Annotated in this window: 26 protein-coding genes; 9 read left to right on the top strand and 17 right to left on the bottom strand. The window is 25.2% G+C overall.

What is annotated here, in order from left to right; genetic code table 11:
- Nucleotides 1–11 precede the first annotated feature (11 nt).
- Nucleotides 12–983: an IS30 family transposase gene (locus ABLL_RS07570; RefSeq protein WP_014473003.1), complete on the bottom strand. Its 972-nt coding sequence runs from the start codon at nt 981–983 to the stop codon at nt 12–14.
- A 142-nt stretch (nt 984–1,125) separates the two neighbouring features.
- Here ABLL_RS07570 and ABLL_RS07565 point away from each other — a divergent pair, with 142 nt between their 5' ends.
- Together ABLL_RS07565 and trxC are read left to right on the top strand one after the other, a co-directional pair.
- On the top strand, nt 1,126–1,365 hold the full coding sequence (locus ABLL_RS07565) for a hypothetical protein (protein WP_014474201.1): 240 nt from the start codon (nt 1,126–1,128) through the stop codon (nt 1,363–1,365).
- A 2-nt stretch (nt 1,366–1,367) separates the two neighbouring features.
- Complete coding sequence (trxC, locus tag ABLL_RS07560; RefSeq protein WP_014474200.1) at nt 1,368–1,799, top strand: thioredoxin TrxC; 432 nt, start codon at nt 1,368–1,370, stop codon at nt 1,797–1,799.
- 3 nt (nt 1,800–1,802) lie between these two features.
- Here trxC and ABLL_RS07555 read toward each other — a convergent pair whose 3' ends face one another.
- The 3 genes from ABLL_RS07555 to ABLL_RS07545 are packed head-to-tail and all read right to left on the bottom strand — an operon-like array spanning nt 1,803 to nt 3,551.
- Nucleotides 1,803–2,297, bottom strand: a complete 495-nt coding sequence (locus ABLL_RS07555) for a DUF523 domain-containing protein (protein WP_014474199.1) — start codon at nt 2,295–2,297, stop codon at nt 1,803–1,805.
- Nucleotides 2,294–3,082, bottom strand: coding sequence for a tRNA 2-thiocytidine(32) synthetase TtcA (locus tag ABLL_RS07550; protein WP_014474198.1), 789 nt, complete (start codon nt 3,080–3,082; stop codon nt 2,294–2,296). The genes ABLL_RS07555 and ABLL_RS07550 overlap by 4 nt, the downstream gene beginning before the upstream one ends.
- Before the next feature lie 49 nt (nt 3,083–3,131).
- Entirely contained in the window at nt 3,132–3,551 is a 420-nt protein-coding gene (locus ABLL_RS07545) for a GNAT family N-acetyltransferase (RefSeq protein ID WP_014474197.1), read from the bottom strand.
- Between the two features lie 124 nt (nt 3,552–3,675).
- Between ABLL_RS07545 and ABLL_RS07540 the strand changes: the two genes are divergently transcribed.
- The 3 genes from ABLL_RS07540 to ABLL_RS07530 are packed head-to-tail and all read left to right on the top strand — an operon-like array spanning nt 3,676 to nt 5,999.
- Nucleotides 3,676–3,873 (top strand): hypothetical protein, encoded by a 198-nt coding sequence (locus ABLL_RS07540; protein ID WP_014474196.1) that lies wholly within the window; start codon nt 3,676–3,678, stop codon nt 3,871–3,873.
- Between the two features lie 11 nt (nt 3,874–3,884).
- On the top strand, nt 3,885–5,105 hold the full coding sequence (locus ABLL_RS07535; protein ID WP_014474195.1) for a molybdopterin molybdotransferase MoeA: 1,221 nt from the start codon (nt 3,885–3,887) through the stop codon (nt 5,103–5,105).
- Nucleotides 5,106–5,999 carry a DMT family transporter gene (locus ABLL_RS07530; protein ID WP_041654768.1) on the top strand — a complete coding sequence of 298 codons (894 nt, stop codon included), beginning with the start codon at nt 5,106–5,108 and terminating at the stop codon, nt 5,997–5,999.
- Here ABLL_RS07530 and ABLL_RS07525 read toward each other — a convergent pair.
- The 6 genes from ABLL_RS07525 to ABLL_RS07500 are packed head-to-tail and all read right to left on the bottom strand — an operon-like array spanning nt 5,996 to nt 11,508.
- Nucleotides 5,996–6,880: a neutral zinc metallopeptidase gene (locus ABLL_RS07525; RefSeq protein WP_014474193.1), complete on the bottom strand. Its 885-nt coding sequence runs from the start codon at nt 6,878–6,880 to the stop codon at nt 5,996–5,998. The two genes, ABLL_RS07530 and ABLL_RS07525, sit on opposite strands and share 4 nt — an antisense overlap.
- On the bottom strand, nt 6,880–7,923 hold the full coding sequence (locus ABLL_RS07520) for an SO_0444 family Cu/Zn efflux transporter (protein ID WP_014474192.1): 1,044 nt from the start codon (nt 7,921–7,923) through the stop codon (nt 6,880–6,882). The genes ABLL_RS07525 and ABLL_RS07520 overlap by 1 nt, the downstream gene beginning before the upstream one ends.
- 3 nt (nt 7,924–7,926) lie before the next feature.
- Nucleotides 7,927–9,384 (bottom strand): DNA recombination protein RmuC, encoded by a 1,458-nt coding sequence (gene rmuC / locus ABLL_RS07515; RefSeq protein ID WP_014474191.1) that lies wholly within the window; start codon nt 9,382–9,384, stop codon nt 7,927–7,929.
- On the bottom strand, nt 9,385–10,611 hold the full coding sequence (locus ABLL_RS07510; protein ID WP_014474190.1) for a M48 family metallopeptidase: 1,227 nt from the start codon (nt 10,609–10,611) through the stop codon (nt 9,385–9,387).
- 51 nt (nt 10,612–10,662) lie between these two features.
- Complete coding sequence (locus tag ABLL_RS07505; protein ID WP_014474189.1) at nt 10,663–11,136, bottom strand: phospholipase D-like domain-containing protein; 474 nt, start codon at nt 11,134–11,136, stop codon at nt 10,663–10,665.
- A gap of 9 nt (nt 11,137–11,145) precedes the next feature.
- A complete protein-coding gene (locus tag ABLL_RS07500) occupies nt 11,146–11,508 on the bottom strand; it encodes a YbgC/FadM family acyl-CoA thioesterase (protein WP_014474188.1) in 363 nt (120 codons plus the stop codon).
- Nucleotides 11,509–11,761: 253 nt separating this feature from the next.
- On the opposite strand from ABLL_RS07500, the gene ABLL_RS07495 reads away from it, so the two are divergent.
- Nucleotides 11,762–12,151, top strand: coding sequence for a hypothetical protein (locus ABLL_RS07495; protein ID WP_014474187.1), 390 nt, complete (start codon nt 11,762–11,764; stop codon nt 12,149–12,151).
- 12 nt (nt 12,152–12,163) lie between these two features.
- Here ABLL_RS07495 and ABLL_RS07490 read toward each other — a convergent pair whose 3' ends face one another.
- The 4 genes from ABLL_RS07490 to ABLL_RS07475 form a co-directional block, all read right to left on the bottom strand.
- Entirely contained in the window at nt 12,164–12,361 is a 198-nt protein-coding gene (locus tag ABLL_RS07490; RefSeq protein ID WP_014474186.1) for a hypothetical protein, read from the bottom strand.
- 67 nt (nt 12,362–12,428) lie between these two features.
- Nucleotides 12,429–14,969 carry a methyl-accepting chemotaxis protein gene (locus tag ABLL_RS07485; protein ID WP_014474185.1) on the bottom strand — a complete coding sequence of 847 codons (2,541 nt, stop codon included), beginning with the start codon at nt 14,967–14,969 and terminating at the stop codon, nt 12,429–12,431.
- A gap of 76 nt (nt 14,970–15,045) precedes the next feature.
- Nucleotides 15,046–16,065 carry an aldo/keto reductase gene (locus ABLL_RS07480; RefSeq protein WP_014474184.1) on the bottom strand — a complete coding sequence of 340 codons (1,020 nt, stop codon included), beginning with the start codon at nt 16,063–16,065 and terminating at the stop codon, nt 15,046–15,048.
- Nucleotides 16,066–16,167: 102 nt separating this feature from the next.
- Nucleotides 16,168–17,145, bottom strand: coding sequence for an SLAC1 anion channel family protein (locus ABLL_RS07475; RefSeq protein WP_014474183.1), 978 nt, complete (start codon nt 17,143–17,145; stop codon nt 16,168–16,170).
- A gap of 56 nt (nt 17,146–17,201) precedes the next feature.
- Between ABLL_RS07475 and ABLL_RS07470 the strand changes: the two genes are divergently transcribed.
- The 3 genes from ABLL_RS07470 to ABLL_RS07460 all read left to right on the top strand — a co-directional run bounded on the left by ABLL_RS07470 (nt 17,202) and on the right by ABLL_RS07460 (nt 18,615).
- The gene (locus ABLL_RS07470; RefSeq protein WP_014474182.1) at nt 17,202–17,414 is read left to right on the top strand and encodes a hypothetical protein; all 213 of its coding nucleotides are present in this window, start codon (nt 17,202–17,204) and stop codon (nt 17,412–17,414) included.
- 94 nt (nt 17,415–17,508) lie between these two features.
- Complete coding sequence (locus ABLL_RS07465; RefSeq protein ID WP_014474181.1) at nt 17,509–18,123, top strand: ACP phosphodiesterase; 615 nt, start codon at nt 17,509–17,511, stop codon at nt 18,121–18,123.
- Nucleotides 18,124–18,615 (top strand): histidine phosphatase family protein, encoded by a 492-nt coding sequence (locus ABLL_RS07460; RefSeq protein WP_014474180.1) that lies wholly within the window; start codon nt 18,124–18,126, stop codon nt 18,613–18,615.
- A gap of 4 nt (nt 18,616–18,619) precedes the next feature.
- Here the strand turns inward: ABLL_RS07460 and ABLL_RS07455 are convergent, their stop codons facing one another.
- Genes ABLL_RS07455 through ABLL_RS07445 form a run of 3 tightly spaced genes read right to left on the bottom strand, consistent with a single transcriptional unit; the run spans nt 18,620 to nt 21,082 of the window.
- Nucleotides 18,620–19,579, bottom strand: a complete 960-nt coding sequence (locus ABLL_RS07455; protein ID WP_014474179.1) for an iron ABC transporter permease — start codon at nt 19,577–19,579, stop codon at nt 18,620–18,622.
- Nucleotides 19,576–20,274, bottom strand: coding sequence for an ABC transporter ATP-binding protein (locus tag ABLL_RS07450; RefSeq protein WP_014474178.1), 699 nt, complete (start codon nt 20,272–20,274; stop codon nt 19,576–19,578). Before ABLL_RS07450 ends, ABLL_RS07455 begins: the two co-directional genes overlap by 4 nt.
- A complete protein-coding gene (locus tag ABLL_RS07445) occupies nt 20,249–21,082 on the bottom strand; it encodes an ABC transporter substrate-binding protein (RefSeq protein ID WP_014474177.1) in 834 nt (277 codons plus the stop codon). Before ABLL_RS07445 ends, ABLL_RS07450 begins: the two co-directional genes overlap by 26 nt.
- Nucleotide 21,083: the final 1 nt, after the last annotated feature.

The following is a 21,083-nucleotide window of genomic DNA, read 5'->3' as shown; positions in this document are numbered from 1 at the left end:
AATTCACCAAACTAAGCTGTTAAAACTTTTGCAACTTTAGCATAAAAAACCTCAGATGGAGTTTTGTAACCAAGAGATTTTCTAGGTCTGTTATTTAACCTGTTTTGTATTTCTCTAATTTCTCTTCTTTTGACTTTAGTGAAATCTGTTTGTTTTGGTAAATACTGACGTATTAAACCATTTGTATGTTCATTTAATCCTCTTTCCCATGAATGATATGGATTTGCAAAGTAAAACTTTGTATCTAAAGCTTTTGATACTTCTTCATGATAAGCAAACTCTTTACCATTATCAGAAGTAATTGTATGAGTAATTGCTTTTATTGGATAAAGCATATCAATTAAAGCTTGTGTAACCACATCAGCTTTCTTAGAATCAACTTTTTTGATGAGAGTAAACTTTGTTGCTCTATCAACTATTGTAACTAATGCTCCAATATGGTTTTTACCAATGACTGTATCAATTTCAAAATCACCAACTCTTTTTTTGTATTCAACAACTTTTGGTCTTTTCTCAATTGATACTCTATTTTTAATAATTCCTCTAGAGTTATAGTCATTTCCTCTCTTGTGATACTTTTTGTTTTTATGACGTAGCATTAAATATAACTTTCCACCATGGCATTTATTTTTGTAGATATATTGATAAATAGTTTCATGTGATACATAAGAAAGCTTTTGTAATTTCATTACTCCTGATATTTGTTCAGGAGACCAATCTAATTTTAATTTATCTTTGATGTAATTCATTACTTTTCTAGTAAGCTTTAAATGCTTTGATTTATATTTGTGTCTATAGAAACTAAACTGTTCAGCAAGTTCTGGTTTATAAATACCTTCAGAACTATTTCTCTTTATCTCTCTACTAACAGTGGATTGTGAAATACCTAAAGTATTTGCTATTTGAATTTGAGTGTATCCAACTTTAGTGTAAGCAGATATTTGATATCTTACTTTTAGGGTTAACTGTGTGAATTTTCGCATAAATATTTTTCCTGTTTTTGGCGAAATAAGGATAACAAAATATTTGTTAACCCCACTTACACCTTTTCTTCAGAAATTATGCATTTATGATTTGAACTTAGGAATAAAATGTTATTAGAAAGTTTAAAACAAGGATTTACTTATGAGAATTGATAATAATTTAAATTCGATGATAGCTTCAGAATTACAAATAAATGATATGGCAACAAATATTGCAAGAGTTGCAAATACAGTTGCAGATCCAGAGTTTCAAGAAGTAAGTGCAGATTTAATAGATTCTATTGTAGGACAAATTCCAGAAGTTATTTCATATTCTGCAAATGCAAAAAGTATAGAAACGCAAAATGCTGTTTCAGATATGTTATTAAATATTAAGGCTTGAAAATGTCAAAAATAAATATAGTTTGTCCTCATTGTTTAAAAATAAATGCCATTCCTTTTAAAGATAGTTATTCAAAAGCAAATTGTGGAGCTTGTAAAAAATCATTACTTGATACATCACCTATAGAAGTAGATGAATCAAATTTTGATCATGTAATTGTAAATTCAGAAATTCCAGTAATTGTTGATTTTTGGGCACCTTGGTGTGGACCTTGTAAAATGTTTGCTCCAATTTTTAGTGAAGTTTCAAAAAAATATCCTTTGAAAGCACTTTTTGTAAAAGTTAATACAGAATCACATCAAAATTTAGCAGGAAGATTTAATATAAAATCTATTCCTACATTAATAGTTTATAAAAATGGTATTGAGAAAAAGAGAGTTTCAGGAGCTTTAGATCCACTTAGACTATCAAATCTTGTAAATGAAAGTTTATAAGAACTATTTATTAGTTTTTATAAACTTATTTAACTCTTTTAATTGAGTTTCATTAAATACCATAATTCCATTTTCTTCAAGTAATTTTGCTGTTAAACCTTGTCCGGCTATTAAATTATTAGAAAAAGTTCCATCATATATATTGATATTTCCACAAGAAGGAGAATTTGCCTTTAAAAGTGCAACTTTGATATTTTCATCTTTACAAATATCTAAAGCTTTTTTTGCACCTAATAAAAAATTTATTGTTATATCCAGTCCTTCTTGATTTTTAACAATAAAAGGTTTATCATTTTTTACTATTTCAGCTGGAATTCTTGGAATTGATAATCCACCAGCAACTTCAGGACAAAATGAATAAATTTCATTTTCACATAAAATATCCATAAATAGTTCTTTTAGTGAGAATGAAAATTTCGGATTAAATGCTATAGATGAATTATTTCCATCATATCTAACATCTTCTCCCAATAAACAAGAAGATATTAATATTTTCATATAGTATTATCTTCTTCAGTTACTTCATCCGTTAATTCTTTTAAATCTTTATAAAAGAATGTTGATAATTGGATATTACTAAAAGCTGCTTTCATTGAAACAAAGATTTTTGGATTTTCTTCTTCAAGTTTAGCTAATAATTCTTTTGTAGTAGCTCTTGCATGTGGCATTTTTACATCAAATCTTAATCCAGGACAAGCTTCATCACCAATTACATTGATTTCATTTGTATTTGCAAATGCACGTAATTGTCTCTCTCTACAAAAAATCAAAGGTCGAATAACTTCTAAACCATTTTCAGCTTTATAAATGGGAGGCATAGAACGCATAGTTCCATTATAGAAGAAGTTCATAAAAAATGATTCCATTGCATCATCTAGATGGTGTCCTAAAGCTACTTTGTTATATCCTTGCTCTTGAGCTGTTGAATATAAATATCCTCTTCTCATTCTTGAAAAGAATGAACAAAAAGAGGAATTTTTTCTGATTTTTTCACCAGCCAATTCAAAAATTTGTGTATCAATTATTTGATGTTCAATTCCATGTTCTTTACAATGGTTGCTTAAAAACTCAACTTGTTCACCCATACCATAAGTTACAGTTACAGCCTTAAATTCAAAATTGTATGGAGCGACTTTTTTTAATCTATTTAATGTATGAATTAATGTTAAAGAATCTTTTCCACCAGAAAATCCAACTAATATTCTATCACCCTCTTTTATTAATCCATATTCTGCATTAGTTTTTCCAACTATTGTAGAAATTTTTTTACTTAATTCAACCAATATATTATTCCTATAATTTTTTTGTGATTATATCAAAAAAGTTTTAATACTATTTTACATCAAAACTAAAATGGTAAGAATCAATTTTCATATCTTGATTCAAATAGAATTTATGTGCTTCATGTCTATGGACAGAAGAATCAAGATGAATTGATGTACAATTTTGTTGTTTTGCATAGATTTTTATAAAATTCAATAAAGCTTTTGCAGCATCAGATGATTTAACACTTTTATCAGTCACAAAATCATCGATATAGATATGTTTTCCCCAAGCAAGTTTTTCTCTTATTGAAAATCCTACGACACAAATGATTTGATTATTATCAGTAATATATGCCAGTTTATAACCACTTTTAATCTGTAAAGAGATACTCTTTAAAAAATCTTTTTCTGATAACTCTTTTTTAATTTGATGCATTATTTTATAACAATATTTTATTTCTTCTTCTGTTGCAATTTTTATTTCCAATAGAAAATCCTTTTATTATGTTATTATGGCAACTATATTCACTAAATTTAAAGTATAGAGAAAATTTTACTCTAATTTTAGATAAAAAATATATAATTTCATAAATATTATACAAAGATTCAAAATGACATTAGAAGAAGAAAAAGAGTTTAAACAAAAAATCCAAGAGACTATTTTACCATTTGCAGTAAATATGACAGAAGATCAAATAAGAAAAGTTATATTATCTGTTGAGAAATCAAATAGTAATCTACCAAAAGGTTTTGCGGATATGTTATTTGAACAAATAATGGTATATAAATATAATCAATTAAATAAATAATAAAAGTAAATATGAGAAATTTTATAAATTATAAAAAATCAATTGAAATAATAAATAATATTCAATTAAACAATGCTACAACACAAAAACTATTTATCACAAATGCAATTGGAAAAGTTATTGCAAATGACGTAATTGCATCACATAATAGTCCTGAATTTCCAACTTCAGCGATGGATGGATATGCCATAAAATTTGAAGATTTAAAAAGTGAATTTTTAGAAATAATTGCAAAAAATCCTGCTGGTAGTGTAGTTGAAGTAGAAGTTACATCAGAAAAATGTATAAAAACATTTACAGGTTCACTTATGCCAAAAGGAAGTGATACTTTAATTCCAATAGAAAATGTTGAAGTATTTGATAATAAAATTAAAATAAAAAAAGAGGTTCCTTTTGGTTTTGCAGTTCGTGATATTGGTGAAAACTATAAAAAAGATGAAGTTTTAATCAAAAAAGGAACTATTATTGGTTTTGCAGAAATTGGTGTTTTAGCATCATTAAATATTTCTCAAATCAATGTTATTGTAAATCCTACAATTGCCATAGCAAGTACAGGAAGTGAAGTTTTAGATTTAGGTGAAATACAAACAAACGAAGCTCAAATAAGAAGCTCTAATCATTTAACTTTGGAAGCATTATTTAAAAGTAATGGTGCAAATATTTTACAAATGGGTGTAGTAAAAGATGATATTGATTCTATTACAAGCTTATTTGAAACTGCTTTACAAAAAGCTGATATTGTTGTGACAACTGGTGGAGTTAGTGTTGGTGATTATGATTTTGTACAAGATGTAGTTAAAGACAGATTAAAAGCAAAAATACTTTTTCACGGAGTTTCAATAAAACCTGGAATGCATATCTTAATTGCAACAAAAGATGAAAAAATTATTGTTGCTCTTCCTGGATTTGCTTATTCATCAACTGTTTGTGCGATACTTTATGTTTTACCATTAATTTATAAATTTAGAAATTCCAATGAATCTTTACCAATAATAAAAGCAAAAATAACTCAAAATTTTCCTAAAAAAACAGATAAAACTGTATTTACTGCTTGTAATGTTAGTTATATAAATGGTGAATATTTTGTAGATTTCAAAGGTAAAAAAGAAGGAACAAGCGCTATTTTAACAAATATGCTTGAAAGCCCTGCTCTATTGATTCAAGATGAAAATAGTGGTGATTTAAAAGCTGGTGATTTAGTAGATATTTTATTAATTAATCATTTAAAATAGATGTCTAAAAATCTATTTCATATTCTTATGGTTTTTGCCATGGTGTTTTGGGGAGCATCTTGGATAAGTACAAAAGTTCTTACTACTTATGTAAATGAGTATGAATTAGTATTTTTAAGAATGGGAATATGTTTTATTACAATGTTTCCAATAATATATTTTTATAAACTTTCATTTAAATTTGATTTTAAATCTTTTCTTTTGATTTTAGTTGCTTCTGTTGTTTTAACATTTTATAGTATTGTTATGTTTTTGGGTGTCGAACATGGAACAGGAAGCTTTGGTGGAGCTTTAGTAACAACGCTAATTCCAATAAATACTTTTATAATAATTGCAATAATAAATCAAAAAACTATTAGTTTAAAACACTCTTTTGCATTAATACTTGGAGCTTTTGGAGTTTTAAATATGCTAAATATTTGGAATTTTAATTTAAATGAGATTTTTTCAAAAGATAATATATACTTTTTAATAGCTTCTATTTTATGGCCAATTCTTACTATAATTACAGCAAAAGCTACAAAAATAAATGCTATGGTATTTACTTTTTATACTTATATAATCTCTAGTTTCACTCTTTATTTATTTTTTGTTGACAATACACTGTTTACAAAAATAATAAACTTTGATTCTATTTTTTGGTTTAATATTTTTGTTATAACTATTTTAAGTACAACTTTTGCAACATCTATTTATTTTATTGGAGCAAGTAAATTAGGTGCAAAAGAAGTATCTTCATATATATTTTTAGTTCCAGCATCAGCTCTTATAATTGGAGCTATATTTTTAGGAGAAAAGATTACTTATAATATAGTTATTGGTACAATTTTTACAATAATTGCTATTTATATTCTAAATAATTTAAATATTTTTAAACTATTTATAAAAAATTAAAAAGTATTACAATTATTCAAATCACCAGTATCAAAACCTTTTTTAAACCAACTCATCCTTTGAGCTGAAGTTCCATGTGTAAAAGAATCAGGAACCACATATCCTCTTGCTTCTTTTTGTAAAGTATCATCGCCAATCGCATTTGCTGCATTTAAAGCCTCTTCAATATCACCTTTTTCTAAAGAGTTAAAATCTTTTTTAGAATAATATGCCCAAAGCCCCGCATAACAATCAGCTTGAAGTTCAACCTTTACTTGAAGTTGATTCTCTTTTGTTGTTGATAAATTTTGTTTTGCTTTTTGAACTTCGCTTAAAGTTCCTAAAAGATTTTGAACATGATGCCCTATTTCATGAGCTATTACATAAGCTTGTGCAAAATCTCCTGGAGCATCATGTCTTTTTGCTAATTCATCAAAAAATGATAAATCAAGATATACTTTTTCATCAGTTGGACAATAAAATGGTCCAGTTTGAGAAGAAGCAAATCCACAACCACTTTTTACTGAATTTCTAAATAATACAAGTTTTGGATCAACGTACTTTAAATCATACATTTTAAAAACTTTGCTCCAAATATCTTCTGTTTGAGCTAAAACTGCACTTACAAATTGAGCACTTTTATCATCTGTTTTTTCATTTATTACTTTATTTGAACTATTATTTGATGTTGTATTTCCATCAATCAAAGATAAAGGATTAAATCCCATAAAATAAGCAATAACTCCAACTATTAAAATTATTCTTCCTATTTTTGTACCTAAAAGTGTTTTTACAATAGGAATCAATAAAGCTAAAGAGTTATTATTGCTACCAAAATTTACTCCAGTTTCACCTCTTCTATCTTCGATATTTGAACTTCTTCTATTATCTTCCCATTTCATTATGCATCAACCTTTTTTCTATTTAACCAAGGTTTTATTAAATAATATGACATTAAAACTAGCATAATAAAACTTGAAATTTGAGATAATAAGGAACTTCTTTCTTCTTCAAGACTAAAATTTAATATATTTACATTTGTAAAAAATGTGTCAAATAAGTAACCAAATAATAAAGATAAAACAGCAATCATAGTTAAATAGATAATTAGTGAAGTTTTTCCTAAGCTTTTATATACAACACTCATTGTTATTAAACTTGTTGCTGGACCAGCACTTAAAAGTATAAATGCAGCTCCTGGACTCATACCTTCTATTATTAAAGCAGCAGCAATTGGAAGTGAAGCAGTTGCACAAATATATAAAGGCATTGAAAATAAAATTATTACAAGATAAGTTAAAAATTGATTTTCAAAAAGTAGACTTGTATACTCTTTTGGAGCTAATGAAGTAAAAAGTGTTGCGAAAATAAGTCCAATAAAAAGTGGTTTTACCATATCTTTAAATAAAGTTACATAAGCGTAAGAGAAAACTTCTTTTATAGAAAAAGTTTTTTTAGCTGGTTTTTCTGAACTACAAGAACAGTGACAAGAACAAGAAGAAGCTTCTTCTTTTTTTATCTCTTTTTCTTCATCTTTGTCAAAAATATTTTGAATAATTCCTACAACAATCGCAATTATAATTGATGAAATAACTCTATAAATTGTAAAAATAAGACCAAAAAAAGAGTAAGTTGCTAAAATAGAATCAACCCCAGTTATTGGACTTGATATCAAAAAACTCTGCACTGCACCTTTACTAGCACCCTCTTTTCTAAGACTTTGAGCAAGTGGTATAACAGAACAAGAACAAACGGGAAGTGGTATTCCAAAAATAGTAGCTTTTATAACTGAACTTATATTTCCACTTCCTAGATGTTTTATTATAAAATCATCTGGAACTATTTGTTTTAAAAATCCAGCAATCAATAATCCAACTAAAATATAAATAGCCATTGCATCAAGTAACGCTAAAAAGTTATTAGCCAAAGTTATTGCTAATTCCATATTTTATTCCTCTTGAGAATTTATCAATTTATTTGAAATTTGTTTTTTAGGTTTTACACCTAAATCTATAAACTCTTCAGCTCTTTTTATTAGATTTGCATTTCCTAAAGTAAGTTTATTCATAGCACTATCATAAGCTTTTTGAGTTCTGTTTATATTTACACCTATATCTTCAATATCAGCTACAAATGAAGCAAATTTGTCATATAAATCAGCTGCTTTTTTAGAAATCAATAAAGCATTTTCATTTTGATGTTCATTTCTCCAAATATTTTCTATTGTTCTTAAAGTAACATATAAAGTTGAAGGAGAAACTAACATAATGTTATTTTCAAAAGCTAATTTAAATAGATTATCATCAGTTGAAGTTGCAAGGATAAAAGCACCTTCAACAGGAATAAACATCAATACAAAATCTAAAGTTCTAACACCATCTAATTCTTCATATTTTTTAGAACTAAGTGCTTTGATATGAGATGTGATTGATTTTACTAACTCTTTTGAAGCTGTTGCTTTGTGTTCTTCATTTTCAGTTTTACAATAGTTTATATAAGCATTTAAAGAAACTTTAGAATCAATAACAATATCTTTTTTTGATGGTAAATGAACAATAACATCAGGTCTTAATCTTTTTCCATCATTGTCATTGAATGAGCCTTGAATTGTATATTCATTCCCTTCTCTAAGTCCAGTTTGGTCTAAAATTGATGATAAAATCATCTCTCCCCAATCACCTTGAGTTTTATTTTGTCCTTTTAAAGCTTTTGTTAAATTAACTGCATCAGTTGAAATCTGATTATTTAAATCTTTTAGATTTTTTATCTCTGTTAAAAGTGAAGTTCTTTGTTTTGTCTCTTCATTATGAATTTCATTTACTCTTTTTCCAAAAGATTCTAGCTGATCTTTAAATGAAGTTAAAACTTGTGTTAAATTTAAATTTGATTTTTTTTGATTTTCATCAAATAATTTATTTGCAAGATTTTCAAACTCTATTTTTAATTGTTTTTTTGATTCTTCTAAAAGAGTTATTTTTTCATTGAAATTTTCTTCTTTTATTTCAAACTCTCTAAGAAGTTGTTTCTCTTTTGCTTCAGACATTTTTGCAAGGCTTGAAAGTTTAAATTCATAAGCTTCTATTGTATTTGAATTTATTTGAGAAGCGTGTTTTTCTAATATCTTTAATTTATCTTCAAAACTCTCTTTAATAAGTTTTTTTTCTTCTTCAAGTTTTCTATTGGCATTGTTTAGATTAGTTATTTGAGTTTCATAAGAACTATGATTTAATTCTATTTTTTCATTTAATGCTTTTAGTTTAAGTAATGCTTCATCTTGTAAAGCTTTTAATTGATTTTCATATTTTTGTCTAGAAAATTGCAATATTATCAATAATCCTGATAATATTGCAATAAAAGTAACTATTAATGTTAAATAATTTACCTCAATTATTCCTTCACTTAACATCTATTTATTCTCACTAAATTTTAAACTTTTAACATCATATCCTAACTCTTTAAATCTTTCTACTAAAGGTGGATGAGAATAATAAAAGAAAATATACAATGGATGTGATAAAGGAAATGATTTATTTTCATTTGCAAGTTTTAATAAAGCATTTACTAAATCTTCTTTTGTTGCCAAATTTGAACCAAAACTATCTGCTGCATATTCATTATGTCTTGAAATAAAAGATATTAAAGGCATTAAGAAAAATGACAATATTGGAGAAAAAATCAAAAATACAACTATAATTGCATAAGGTTGATTTTGTAAATTTAGTCCTAAAAATAGTTTATCTGGTAAATTTCCAAAAATTGCAAAAAATACAAACATAACAACACCCATAATTCCAATATTTTTTATAATATCACCATTTTTAAAGTGTCCTAATTCATGCCCTAGAACTGCTAATAATTCATTATGTGTTAATTTTTCAATCAATGTGTCAAATAAAACTACTCTTTTTGTACTTCCTAATCCACCAAAATAAGCATTTAATCTATTATCTCTTTTACTTGCATCTACAGAAAAAACTCCACTACTTTTAAATCCTACTTCATCTAAAAGATTTTCTATTTTCTTTTCTAATTCTTTATCTTTTAATTTTTCAAATTTATCAAACATTTTATCTCTGATTACTGGATAAAGCATATTTATCAAAATAATAACAGCAAATATAAAAGCAAATCCCCAAATCCACCAAGCAGAAAAACTATTTATAATAAATGAAATTCCTGCAATTACAATTGAACCAAAAACTAAAAACAATATTCCAGTTTTTATTGTATCTTTTATAAATAAAGCTGGTGTCATATTTGAAAAACCATATTTTTTATTTAATTTAAAAGTTGAATAAAGTTCAAAAGGTAAAGTCAAAAACCAATTTATAACAATAAATAAATCTACGAAAATCACAGCTTTTAACCAGTATGAATCAACTTGAACTAAAGAATCTAAATAAGATAATCCAAACCCAATCCATAAAATAAACAATACAAAATCATAAAAAGTTGAAACAATAGCAAGTTTCTCTTTTTCTATTGAATAATTTGCAGCCTCTTCATATTTTGCTGAATCTAATATAATAGCTTGTAATGTTTTTGCATTTTTAACAAATCCTATTTGCATAAAAGAAGTATAAATATTAAATGCAAAATAGATACAAAAAACTATAACAAATATTTCTAACACTAAAAAATCCTTTTTAAATATTTTTATTTATATGATACAATTTTAATGCTTTTAGTTAAATATTTCTTTTAATTCAACTAACTTATCTATAACTTTTTTATCATCAGTTATATAAATCAAATCATAATTTTCTTCAAATGACTCTTTTGTCCAATTTGTACTTCCAATAATGGCTTTAGAAGAATCAATTAAAGCAACTTTTAGATGCATTTTATTTTTATCTTTGTTGATTATAGTTTTTATTCCATTTTCTTTTAACAAATCCAATACTTCATCATCTTTTTTTGTTTTTTTATCATCAAATAAAACAGTTACTTGTACACCTTTTTTTGAGGCTTTTATCAAATCTTTTGCAAAACTTTTATATGAAAAGTTATACATTGCAATAAAAATCTCTATTTTTGCATCCAATATAGCTGAACTAATTTGTTCTTGGGCTTTTTTTGAGTCATTTGGAAGAATAAAAACTTCACTTGAATATAAATTTAAAACCAAAAACAAAGATATAAATAAAATTTTTAACATAATTTTTTCCTAATTAAATAATTCAAAAAAATCCAAAGGAATTTTTGAAGGTTTGAAATTTTTTAAAAATGCTAATTTAAATGTAGCTTTAAATAAAACTTCATTATCTCTAGTAATTTCTTGATACATTACAATTGAAGCTGATTTTTTTTCAACCAATTTTGCAGATATTTCCAAAATATCTCCAAAAATAGCAGGTTTTATCCAATCTGCTGTTGTACTTTTAACTACAAAAAATTCATCTTTATTATGAGGAGATAAACCTTTTTGAAAAAAAAGTTCACTTCTAGCACGTTCACAAAAATTAAAATAATTAGAGTGATAAACAACTCCTCCACAATCTGTATCTTCGTAATAAACACGAATTTTCATTATAACTTTCCTTATTATATATTTCTAATGTAATTTCTTGATTGTATCTTTTATCAAATTCAATTGGACTTATAATTAGGAATAAAACAACATATTTAGCTTAATAAAAGATATTAAATAAATAAAAATTTAGTATCTTAAAAGAACTTATTTATACAGGATTTGGTGGTGCACTTATTTTAAAAAAGAAAAAGAGAAAGTTAAATATGTTAAAATCCTTTTTTAAAATCGTATATATTTAAAGGTGTTTTTCGTGTCTATTTTTGCTTTACAATCAATAGCTGGTGGTTTTCTAGATGAAGATTTAGTACATTTTAATAAAAAATTTGATGATTGGTGTATTCAATTTGAAAATTATGATGATGCTAGGGATATAGTTCAAACTCTTGAAAATCCAGAAATTATTGATATTGTAGAAATTACACCATTAAGTTATCCAAAATATTTTTTTCACGATTTACAAGGTACTATTTATGTGACAAGACAAATAGAAGATAAAATTATTTGTGTTGTAGAACCTGTCATGGGAGCTAGTTTTAGAATCGCAATTTGTGATCTTAAAACAAAAAATGTAAGATTAACAAAAACTCATTATAAAACTATTCCTAGTGTTGAAGGTGCTTTTGCTAGTTTTAGTGAGTAAAAAAAGTTGATATTAAACTAATTTTCCTAAAAGTTTTGGCATTATGATTCCTATTTCATTGTATTTATAGTCAAAACTTTCAACAACAATATCATATAACTTATGATTTTTGTATTTATTATGCCATTCTGGTTCTTTATTTTCATAAAAATTATAATACTCAAATCTTAATTTATAAGCCTCTTGAAGTATTTGTTTATCTTTGTTCACAACAATCCTTTAAAATAAAAAAAGGCTAGAAAAACTTCTAGCCTAAAATAAATCTAAATTTTAAATTTTAATTAGAACAATTTATCTCTCTAATTTTATTTAATAAATCAAAAACAATTTCTATATTATCTTCCATTTCTTTAGTTGTTGAGAAGATTTTTTCATTATTACTTTCATCTGCATATAAATTTACAGTTGATTGAACTAAATCATGAACTTTTTTATGAGCTACTTTTAAATCACCCCACTCTTTACTTTTTGCAAAAAGTTTATTTTCATTTGCATCTATCCATTTACCTAAATTACATTCATGATCATTTTTTACAGTAAATTTAAATCCTGCTTTACATAAAGCAAAATTTGTATTCTTAAAACTTATGTGATCAGATTTTAGTCTATTTATATCAATTATTAAATCTGTATCACAAACTCTTTTATGAGCATTTCTATCAAAACTTGTTTGATTTATAGTATTTTCAAGATGAGTTACTAAATCTGAAGTTTTAGTAGCCATATCATTTATAGTTGAAGCTAAAGCAGCATTTTGTTGAGTAGCTTGATCCAAAGAATTAACTGTATCATTTATTTGAGCCATTGCTTTTTGTTGTTCTTTTGATGCAGTTGCTACATCAGCAATTAATTTTGTTGTTACAACAATATTTTCATTTAACTCATTATATCCTTCAATCATTTTTGAAGTAATATCTTTTCCTTCTTTTGCTTTTATAGTTGCATTTGAAACTATTGTTTTTATTTCATTTGCAGCTTCAGCACTTCTACTTGCAAGATTTCTTACTTCAGCAGCAACAACAGCAAAACCTTTTCCAGCTTCACCAGCAGTTGCAGCTTCAACAGCAGCATTTAAAGAAAGAATATTTGTTTGGAAAGCTATTTGATCTATTACAGAAATTGCTTCATTTATAGCTATTACTTGATTATTTATTTCATCCATAGAAATAGCTGTTTTTTCAGCTAAATCTTTTCCAATATTACTTGATTTTGTAACATTTTGTGCATATTGTGCCATTTGAATAGCATTTTCACTACTTCTTGTAACTGTTGCAGATATCTCTTCAATTGCTGCGGCTGTTTCTTCTAAAGATGCTGCTTGCGTATTTGATGAATCACTTAATTTTTTAGAAGCATTTGCAAGTTCAGATGAACTTGATGATAATTCATTATTTGATTTTTCAATTAAACACATAATTTCATTGATTGATGATTGAGTAACTTTTGCCCCACTTAATAAAGAAGCAATTATTCCTGTAACATTTTGAATATGAGGAATTTGATAATCATATTTTGCTGTTGATAATGCAATTAATGTTTCACTTAAAATAGTAAGATTTTTTTGCATTCTCTCTATCATACTATTAATTTCATTTACTAGTGAATTTACACCAATAGAATTAGCTTTTCCTTTTATTCTATCATTTAATAAACCAGCATTTACTTTTTCAATAATTTGTCTCGATTCTTCTATAACTATTTGATCCTGATTTAAGCCTTTTTCAATTGAATCTAAATAGTTATTGAAACTATTTACAACTTCTCCTATTTCATCATTTGATTTAACTTCAATTCTTGTTCTTTCATTTGAATTATTTGAGATATTCTCAATTGAATTTTTTAGATTAAATATAGGAAGTAAAATATTATTTCTCATATTTACCAATGAAATACTCATTATAATTAAAACAGCAATTACTAAAATAATAAGTGCAACCCAAATAATATTTGAAGCATGATCAATAGCATTTTTAACAGAATCAATTGGTTCAGCAACTAAAGCAATACCAAGTTTTTTACCTTCAAAATCTGTTACTTCACTAAAAGTATAAAAATACTTGTCTGTAATAAGATATTTACTATTTAAAAGTTTATTAAAATCTATTTTTTTAGTTTCTTCTAAAAAATCTTTGTTTACAAATTTTTGTGAAATAAGATATTTATCTAAAGTGTCTTCTTTTTTTACATCTGCAATAGCTAAAGAAGTATCCATCAATAACAAGAAACCTCTTTTCTCTTCATCAAAAGAGATTGCAACAGAGTTTATTCCTTGCATAAATTCTAATGATCCAACATGCTCTTTATTTGAATCAAAAACTGGAACAACAGCTCTTAAACTTAATCCTGCTTTTCCTATTTCAAAACCATTTACTGCAATTTTATCTTTATTTACTTTTACAATACTTGCTCTAAATGAACTTAAATCATCTCCAAATTTTGTAGGTTGCCATGATCTTAAAAAAGAATGATTATCTTTTGTATGAAGGTGAACCTGAATATTTTTAAATGGAGTAGATTCTTTCATACTCGAAGATAAATTTGCTAAAGTAGATATAGCTAATTCTCTATTTTTTGTAGATAATGATTCTTTTATTGAAGAATCATTTGCAATTGAGATTGCATTTGAAATTCCTACTTCAAATTTAGCTTTTATTCTTTGATTACTCAAAGAATTTAAGTTTGTAGTTACATCTTGATAAACTTCTTTTGTTAAATCATTTCTATACTTATTTAATATAAAATATCCTATAACAAGAACTAATAATGTAACTATTACATTTGTTAGTGTGAATTTTTTACTAATACTCAAGTCTTTCATCTTTATCCTTTTGTGGAAATAACTTACATTTTATTGAAATATTCATTAAAAAAGATTAAATTTATAAAAAAATAATTTATCCCATTGGATATAAAATATCCTTTTGAATCTCTTCAATTTTTGCTAAAAGTTCATCATTTATCTTAAAATTAAATGCTTTTATTGACTCATCTAATTGATTTAAAACTCTTGCACCAATTATTGTTGAAGCAACAAAATCAAAATGTTTTGAATATGCAACAGCTAAAGTAACAGGTGAAATTCCGTATTCATGTGATAGTTCAATATATCTTGCTGTTGCATTTAGTGTCTTATCATTTACAAACCTTTTTGCCATTGCTTGAACTCTTATATTAGGATTGTTTGTATATGCTGTAAATCGTGCATCAGAAGGATAAAAATCATTATTATATTTTCCACTTAAAACTCCTCCTGCTATTGGAGAATAAGGTAAAAGCGAAATATTTTCACGTCTACAAACATTTGCTAATTCATCATGAAATCTTGGATTTAATAAAGAAAAATTATTCTGAATAGATTCAAATCTAGCTAGTTTTTCATATTTTGCAACTTCATTTGCTTTTGTTAAACCATAAGCACTATCATTTGAAGTTCCAATATATCGTACTTTTCCTTCTTTTACAAGTTCATCAAAAGCTCTTAATGACTCTTCAATAGGAACAACAGTGTCAGGCCAATGCATTTGATATAAATCTATATAATCTGTTTGAAGTTTTCTTAAACTTCCTTCTACTGCTCTTTTTATATGAAAAGAATCAATAGCTGTAAGTCCGTGACGAATTGGAGGGACAAACCAACCAGAAGCAGCACCAGCAACCTTTGTTGCTAAAATGATTGAATCTCTTGGTTTTGTTTTTAGCCATTCACCAACAATTTGTTCAGTAATACCTGTTGTATTTGCTTTGGGAGGGACAGGATAAAGCTCAGCTGTATCAAAAAAATTTATTCCATTTTCATAAGCTTTATCCATTATTTTGAATGCTTCTTCTTTTGTTGTAGTTGAACCAAAAGTCATAGTTCCCATACAAATAGTAGAAACTCTTAATCCACTTTTTCCAATATAACGAAATTCCATAATATATCCTTTTTAAACTCTTAAAAAAAATTTAAGAAGTAAAATTCTATGTAAAACAATAAATTGTTTTTATAGGAATTAGATTATATCGTTTTAAGTTGATTATTCCATAATACAAATCTCTTTTTTTCTCATATGTTTTATAGTTTGAATAGCAACTAAAATAACAATCACTGTTGTAATTGTTGTAAGTACATAAGCAAGTAATTCATATATCCAATATTTAGTTAATTCATGCATTAAAATAGCACTTAAACTTACAGCTGCCATCGGAAAAGTAAATGCCCACCATGATATAAAGAATTTAATTTTTACAAAGTTTTTGTACATTACAAAAACTAGAATTGTAAAAAATAGCCCTAAATTAAATAAAATTTGTGCAAAAAAGTCTAAATTTCCAGTTAATTTTATATATGAAATAAATCCAATAGCAGGAGGTGCTATTAAGATAAATAGTGTTGGCATAAATTTTGGTGCAAATTGATTATGAAAAATAATTCTATTTAAAATAATAGAAAATAGAATAATCCAGAAAAAAATTCCAATAGAAAAATAAAAATAAAGAATAGAATCATCAACAAAACCTTTTCCAGCAATGGGAACGATAAGATTTCCAACAATAGGAATAAACCAAGCTGGATTTGAGTGTTGTATTTCAAGATTATTATTTATCCAAAATTTAATAGTGTAATAAGTAAAAAAGATATGAAAAAGTGCTCCAAAAATAAAAAATATTTCAGATATATTTATAGAATAAGCTCTAAAATCAATAGATAAAATCAACATAGATATAGAAAAAGCTGCAAAAAAGTTTACTCTTATTGGGTGTGTGAACTCTTTTTTAACTTCATCTTTAAATTTAATAAGTTTTAAACTATAAAAAATTAAAACAACAAAAAATAAAATTGTTGAAATAGCTATCATTACTGTGGCTATTGACATTGGGAAAAGAAATACACTACTCATTCTTTCATATACTAAAGTCAAACCACCTAATCCCATAATTGTAGCAAACATCATTATAGGGAAAAATTGCAATCTATTGGAAGGAATTGCTTTTATACTCTCTTGTTCTTGCATTATAAATCCTATTAAGATTAATTTATTATAATTAGAAAAAATTTAAAAGGTTTATTTTGGCAAAAAGTAAAAAAATCATAGATTTAAGTAAAGAAAATCTATCTTTTGAAGATAGAAATCAAACTATAAAACTATTGAATTTTAAGATAGAAAGTATGAGTTTAGATATTGCAATTTATGAAAAAGATAAATTTATCAAAAATAGCACTATGGTTTTCGCTCATCTACCTAAAAAGTTAAAAGCCAAACTAAATCCTAAAGAAAAATAATGTTTTTTTCTAAATATTTTTATAATTATAACTTATAAAATTTAAAGTTTGTTTTATTTTATATAAGTATAAATTATAATACTAAGGAAAATGTTTGAATTGGTTAGCACATATATTTTTATCTGAATCAAATATAGATTTTCAAATTGGAAATTTTTTAGCTGATCCATTAAAAGGAAAAGCTTGGGAAAATGCCAATGAAGAGATCAAAAAAGGTATGTTTACACATAAACAAATTGATTCTTTTACAGATAAACATGAAATAGTAACTATAAGTAAAAAAAGATTAAGAGAAAAAGGTTTATTAAAACCTATAATCATAGATTTAACTTATGATTATTTTCTAACAAAAAATTGGGATAAATTTTGCAATATTCCTTTGAAAAAATTCTCTAATAATTTTTATCATGAAGCTTATAAAAGAACTCCTTTTATGCCATATCAAGCAAATTTACCAATTTCACATATGATAGAAAGAGATTTGTTAAATAAATATCACACTATAAATCAACTAAAAACTTCTTTTTCAAGAATGGATGGAAGATTATCCCCTAGACTTTTACAAAGAGATAGTGCAAGCAGTTATTCAAAAACTGTAGTTGAAAATATTCACCATTTAGAAAAAGACTTTTTAGAATTTTTTCCACAACTTTGTAAAACTGTAAAACAAGATTTAGATAAAGATAGATTAAAACATTGGAGAATTTAGATGAAAAAGTTGGTTTTAATTCGACATGCAAAATCAGATTGGAGTAATCCTTTTTTAGAAGATTTTGATAGAGCTTTAAATAAAAGAGGATTAAAAGATGCTCCTTTTATGGCAAAAATTTTAAAACAAAAAGATATAAAACCTGATTTGATAATCTGCTCACCATCACTTAGAACAAAACTAACAAGTGAGTATTTTATAAAAGAGTTAGATTTTAAAGGTAAATTTATATTTGAAAAATCTATTTATGAAGCACCTTATGAAAATCTTCTAAAAGTTTTACAAAATATAGAAGATAAAAATAAAATAGTTTTTTTATTTGGTCATAATCCTGGAGTTTGTGATTTAGTAAATTTTTTATCTAAAGAGTATTTTGAAAATATTCCAACTTGTGGTATTATTGAGGTAGATTTTAATACTAATTCTTGGAAAGATATATCAAAAGAAAACTCAAAATTTATCTTTTTTGAATACCCTAAAAAGTACAAATAAAAATTTATACTTTTTTATTTCTTTTTATAAGTAAATATACAAAAAATGGTGCTCCAATAAAAGCTGTAACAACGCCAATAGGCAAAGTTGAATCAGTGTTTAAATTTCTAGAAATTAAATCAGAAAATACTAAAAAAATTCCTCCAAAGAAAAATACTGGAAATATCAAATTATGAGCACTTTGTTTATAAATTAGTTTAATTATATGAGGAATAACTAATCCTATAAAACCTATTGGACCTACAAAACTTATGCTTATTCCAACACTTAAAGAAACTACAATCAAAAGTATTAGATTTATTTTATTTACATTTAGACCTTTTAAAAAAGCAGTATCATTACAAATCAAAAGTAGTTTAATTTTTTCTTTATACAAATAAATTATTAAATAAAAAACAAAACTTACCACCATAAGAATAAAACTATTTGTAAATCCAACTGTATCTAAACTTCCAAGAGTAAATCTAACAATAGAATAGTTTTCTTGTAAATTACTCATATAAAAAACCAACATCAACGCAGAACTATAAAAATAAGATAATGCAATTCCTATTAATAAAATTGAATTTGTAGAAACAGCAACAGAGTTTTTATTTATAACTCTTGAAATAAAATACAAAATCAAAATAGTAATAATCGAGCCAAATATTGATGAAATTGTCAAAGATAAAAAAGGAACAAAAACTATACCAATTGCAGTAAAAAGTGTAGTTCCACTTGCAATTCCCAACGTATATGGAGTTATTAGTTCATTTTTAAAAATGATTTGAAAAATCAAACCACTCAAAGATAAAATTCCTCCAACAAAAAATGCCAATAAAATCCTAGAAACTCTTAAATCCCAAAATACCATAGAAGAACTATTTGTTGAATCAAAAATTTCTTTAAAACTAAGAGTTACTTCACCTAAAAATGGCGAAATAATAACTATAATAAAACTAAAAAAATAAAGTAAAATTTTCATAAATTAACTACTAAATGGTTTTCTAGTTTTAAAATAGTTTTATTATAAAATTTTTCTAAATTCTCATTTGTAAAAAATTTTTCATGCTCATCAAAAAACGCTATTTTTCCATTTTTTACAAATAAAACTTTATATTTTAGTGCATAGGCTAAATCTAAATTATGTGTAATTACTATTTTTTGCTCCAATAAATCTGAATTTAATATCTCAAAAACTTCTTTTAATCTACTTATATCTAAATTTGCTGTTAATTCATCAAAAATCGTTATTTTTGCATTATGCATAATTGCACTTGCAAGAAGTAAAAGTTGCTTTTCACCTGAACTAAAAGCTTTGCAAAACCTATTTTTTAATTTTTCAAGTTTTAATAAAGAGATTATTTTATCTATTTTATTATTATCAACTATATCAACACTTGAGAGTTCTAAAAACTCTTTTAAAGTAATATATTCATCAAAAATAGAGAGTTTTGGAGGAATATAATTTATAAGTTTTGCTCTTTTTAAATCATCTATTTTTGAGATATTCTCTTCAAAAAGTAAAACCTTATCATTTGATATTAGATTTGATAAAACTTTTGCTAAAGTTGATTTTCCTGCACCATTTTCGCCCAAAATTATTAGATTTTCACCTTTTTTTAAAACAAATGAAATATCTTTTAAAATTGAACTATTGTAATTTTTTATCTCTAACATTTTCTAATATCTTCCTAAAATCTTTTATAAAAAACTCTATTCTATGGCTTGGTATTCCAGCGTATAATTTATCGATAGTATAAATATTATCATTTTTTGATGCATTTATTGGTAAATCTTTCCAAATTTTGATAATCTCATTTTGAGATTTTTTATCGCCTTCTAAAAATGGAGTTAATAAAACAATTATATCAGGATTCATATTTATAATTTTTTCTGTATTTACAACAGGTTGCGCATGATTTTTTGAATAATAAGCATTTTGATTTCCACTTGCTTTTATAACATCTTCAAAATAGATATAATTCCCTGTTATATAAATTTGATTAGAAAGAGTGGTTTGTGGACTTATAACAATCAAGAATTTCTTATTTTCAACTATTGAATTTAAAGAATTTAAAGCATTTGTTATATTCATATTTAACTCTTTTGCTTTATCTTTTTTATCAAAAAAATCACCTAAATCATTTATAGTATTTTGAATAGTATTTATTGTATTTGTTTTATAAATCAAAGTTTTAATACCCAAAGCTTTTAAATTTGAATTTAGTTTTTCATCATAATCTTGCCCTATTACAACTGTTGGTTTTAATTTCAATATCTTTTCTAAAGAGATATTGTTATATCCACCAATTTTTGTAACATTCTTTGATTCTTCAGGATAATCACAAAAATTTGTATTTGCAACTACATTTTTTCCAACACCTAAAGCAAATACAATTTCATTTATTGATGGAGAGAGAGTTACAATTCTCTCTTCTGCCAACAAATTTATACAAAAAATTAGTATAAATAAAATTTTTTTCATA

This window comes from Arcobacter sp. L (assembly GCF_000284235.1).
Taxonomy (GTDB): Bacteria; Campylobacterota; Campylobacteria; order Campylobacterales; family Arcobacteraceae; genus Aliarcobacter; species Aliarcobacter defluvii.
This window is presented reverse-complemented; position numbering and strand designations above follow the sequence as displayed.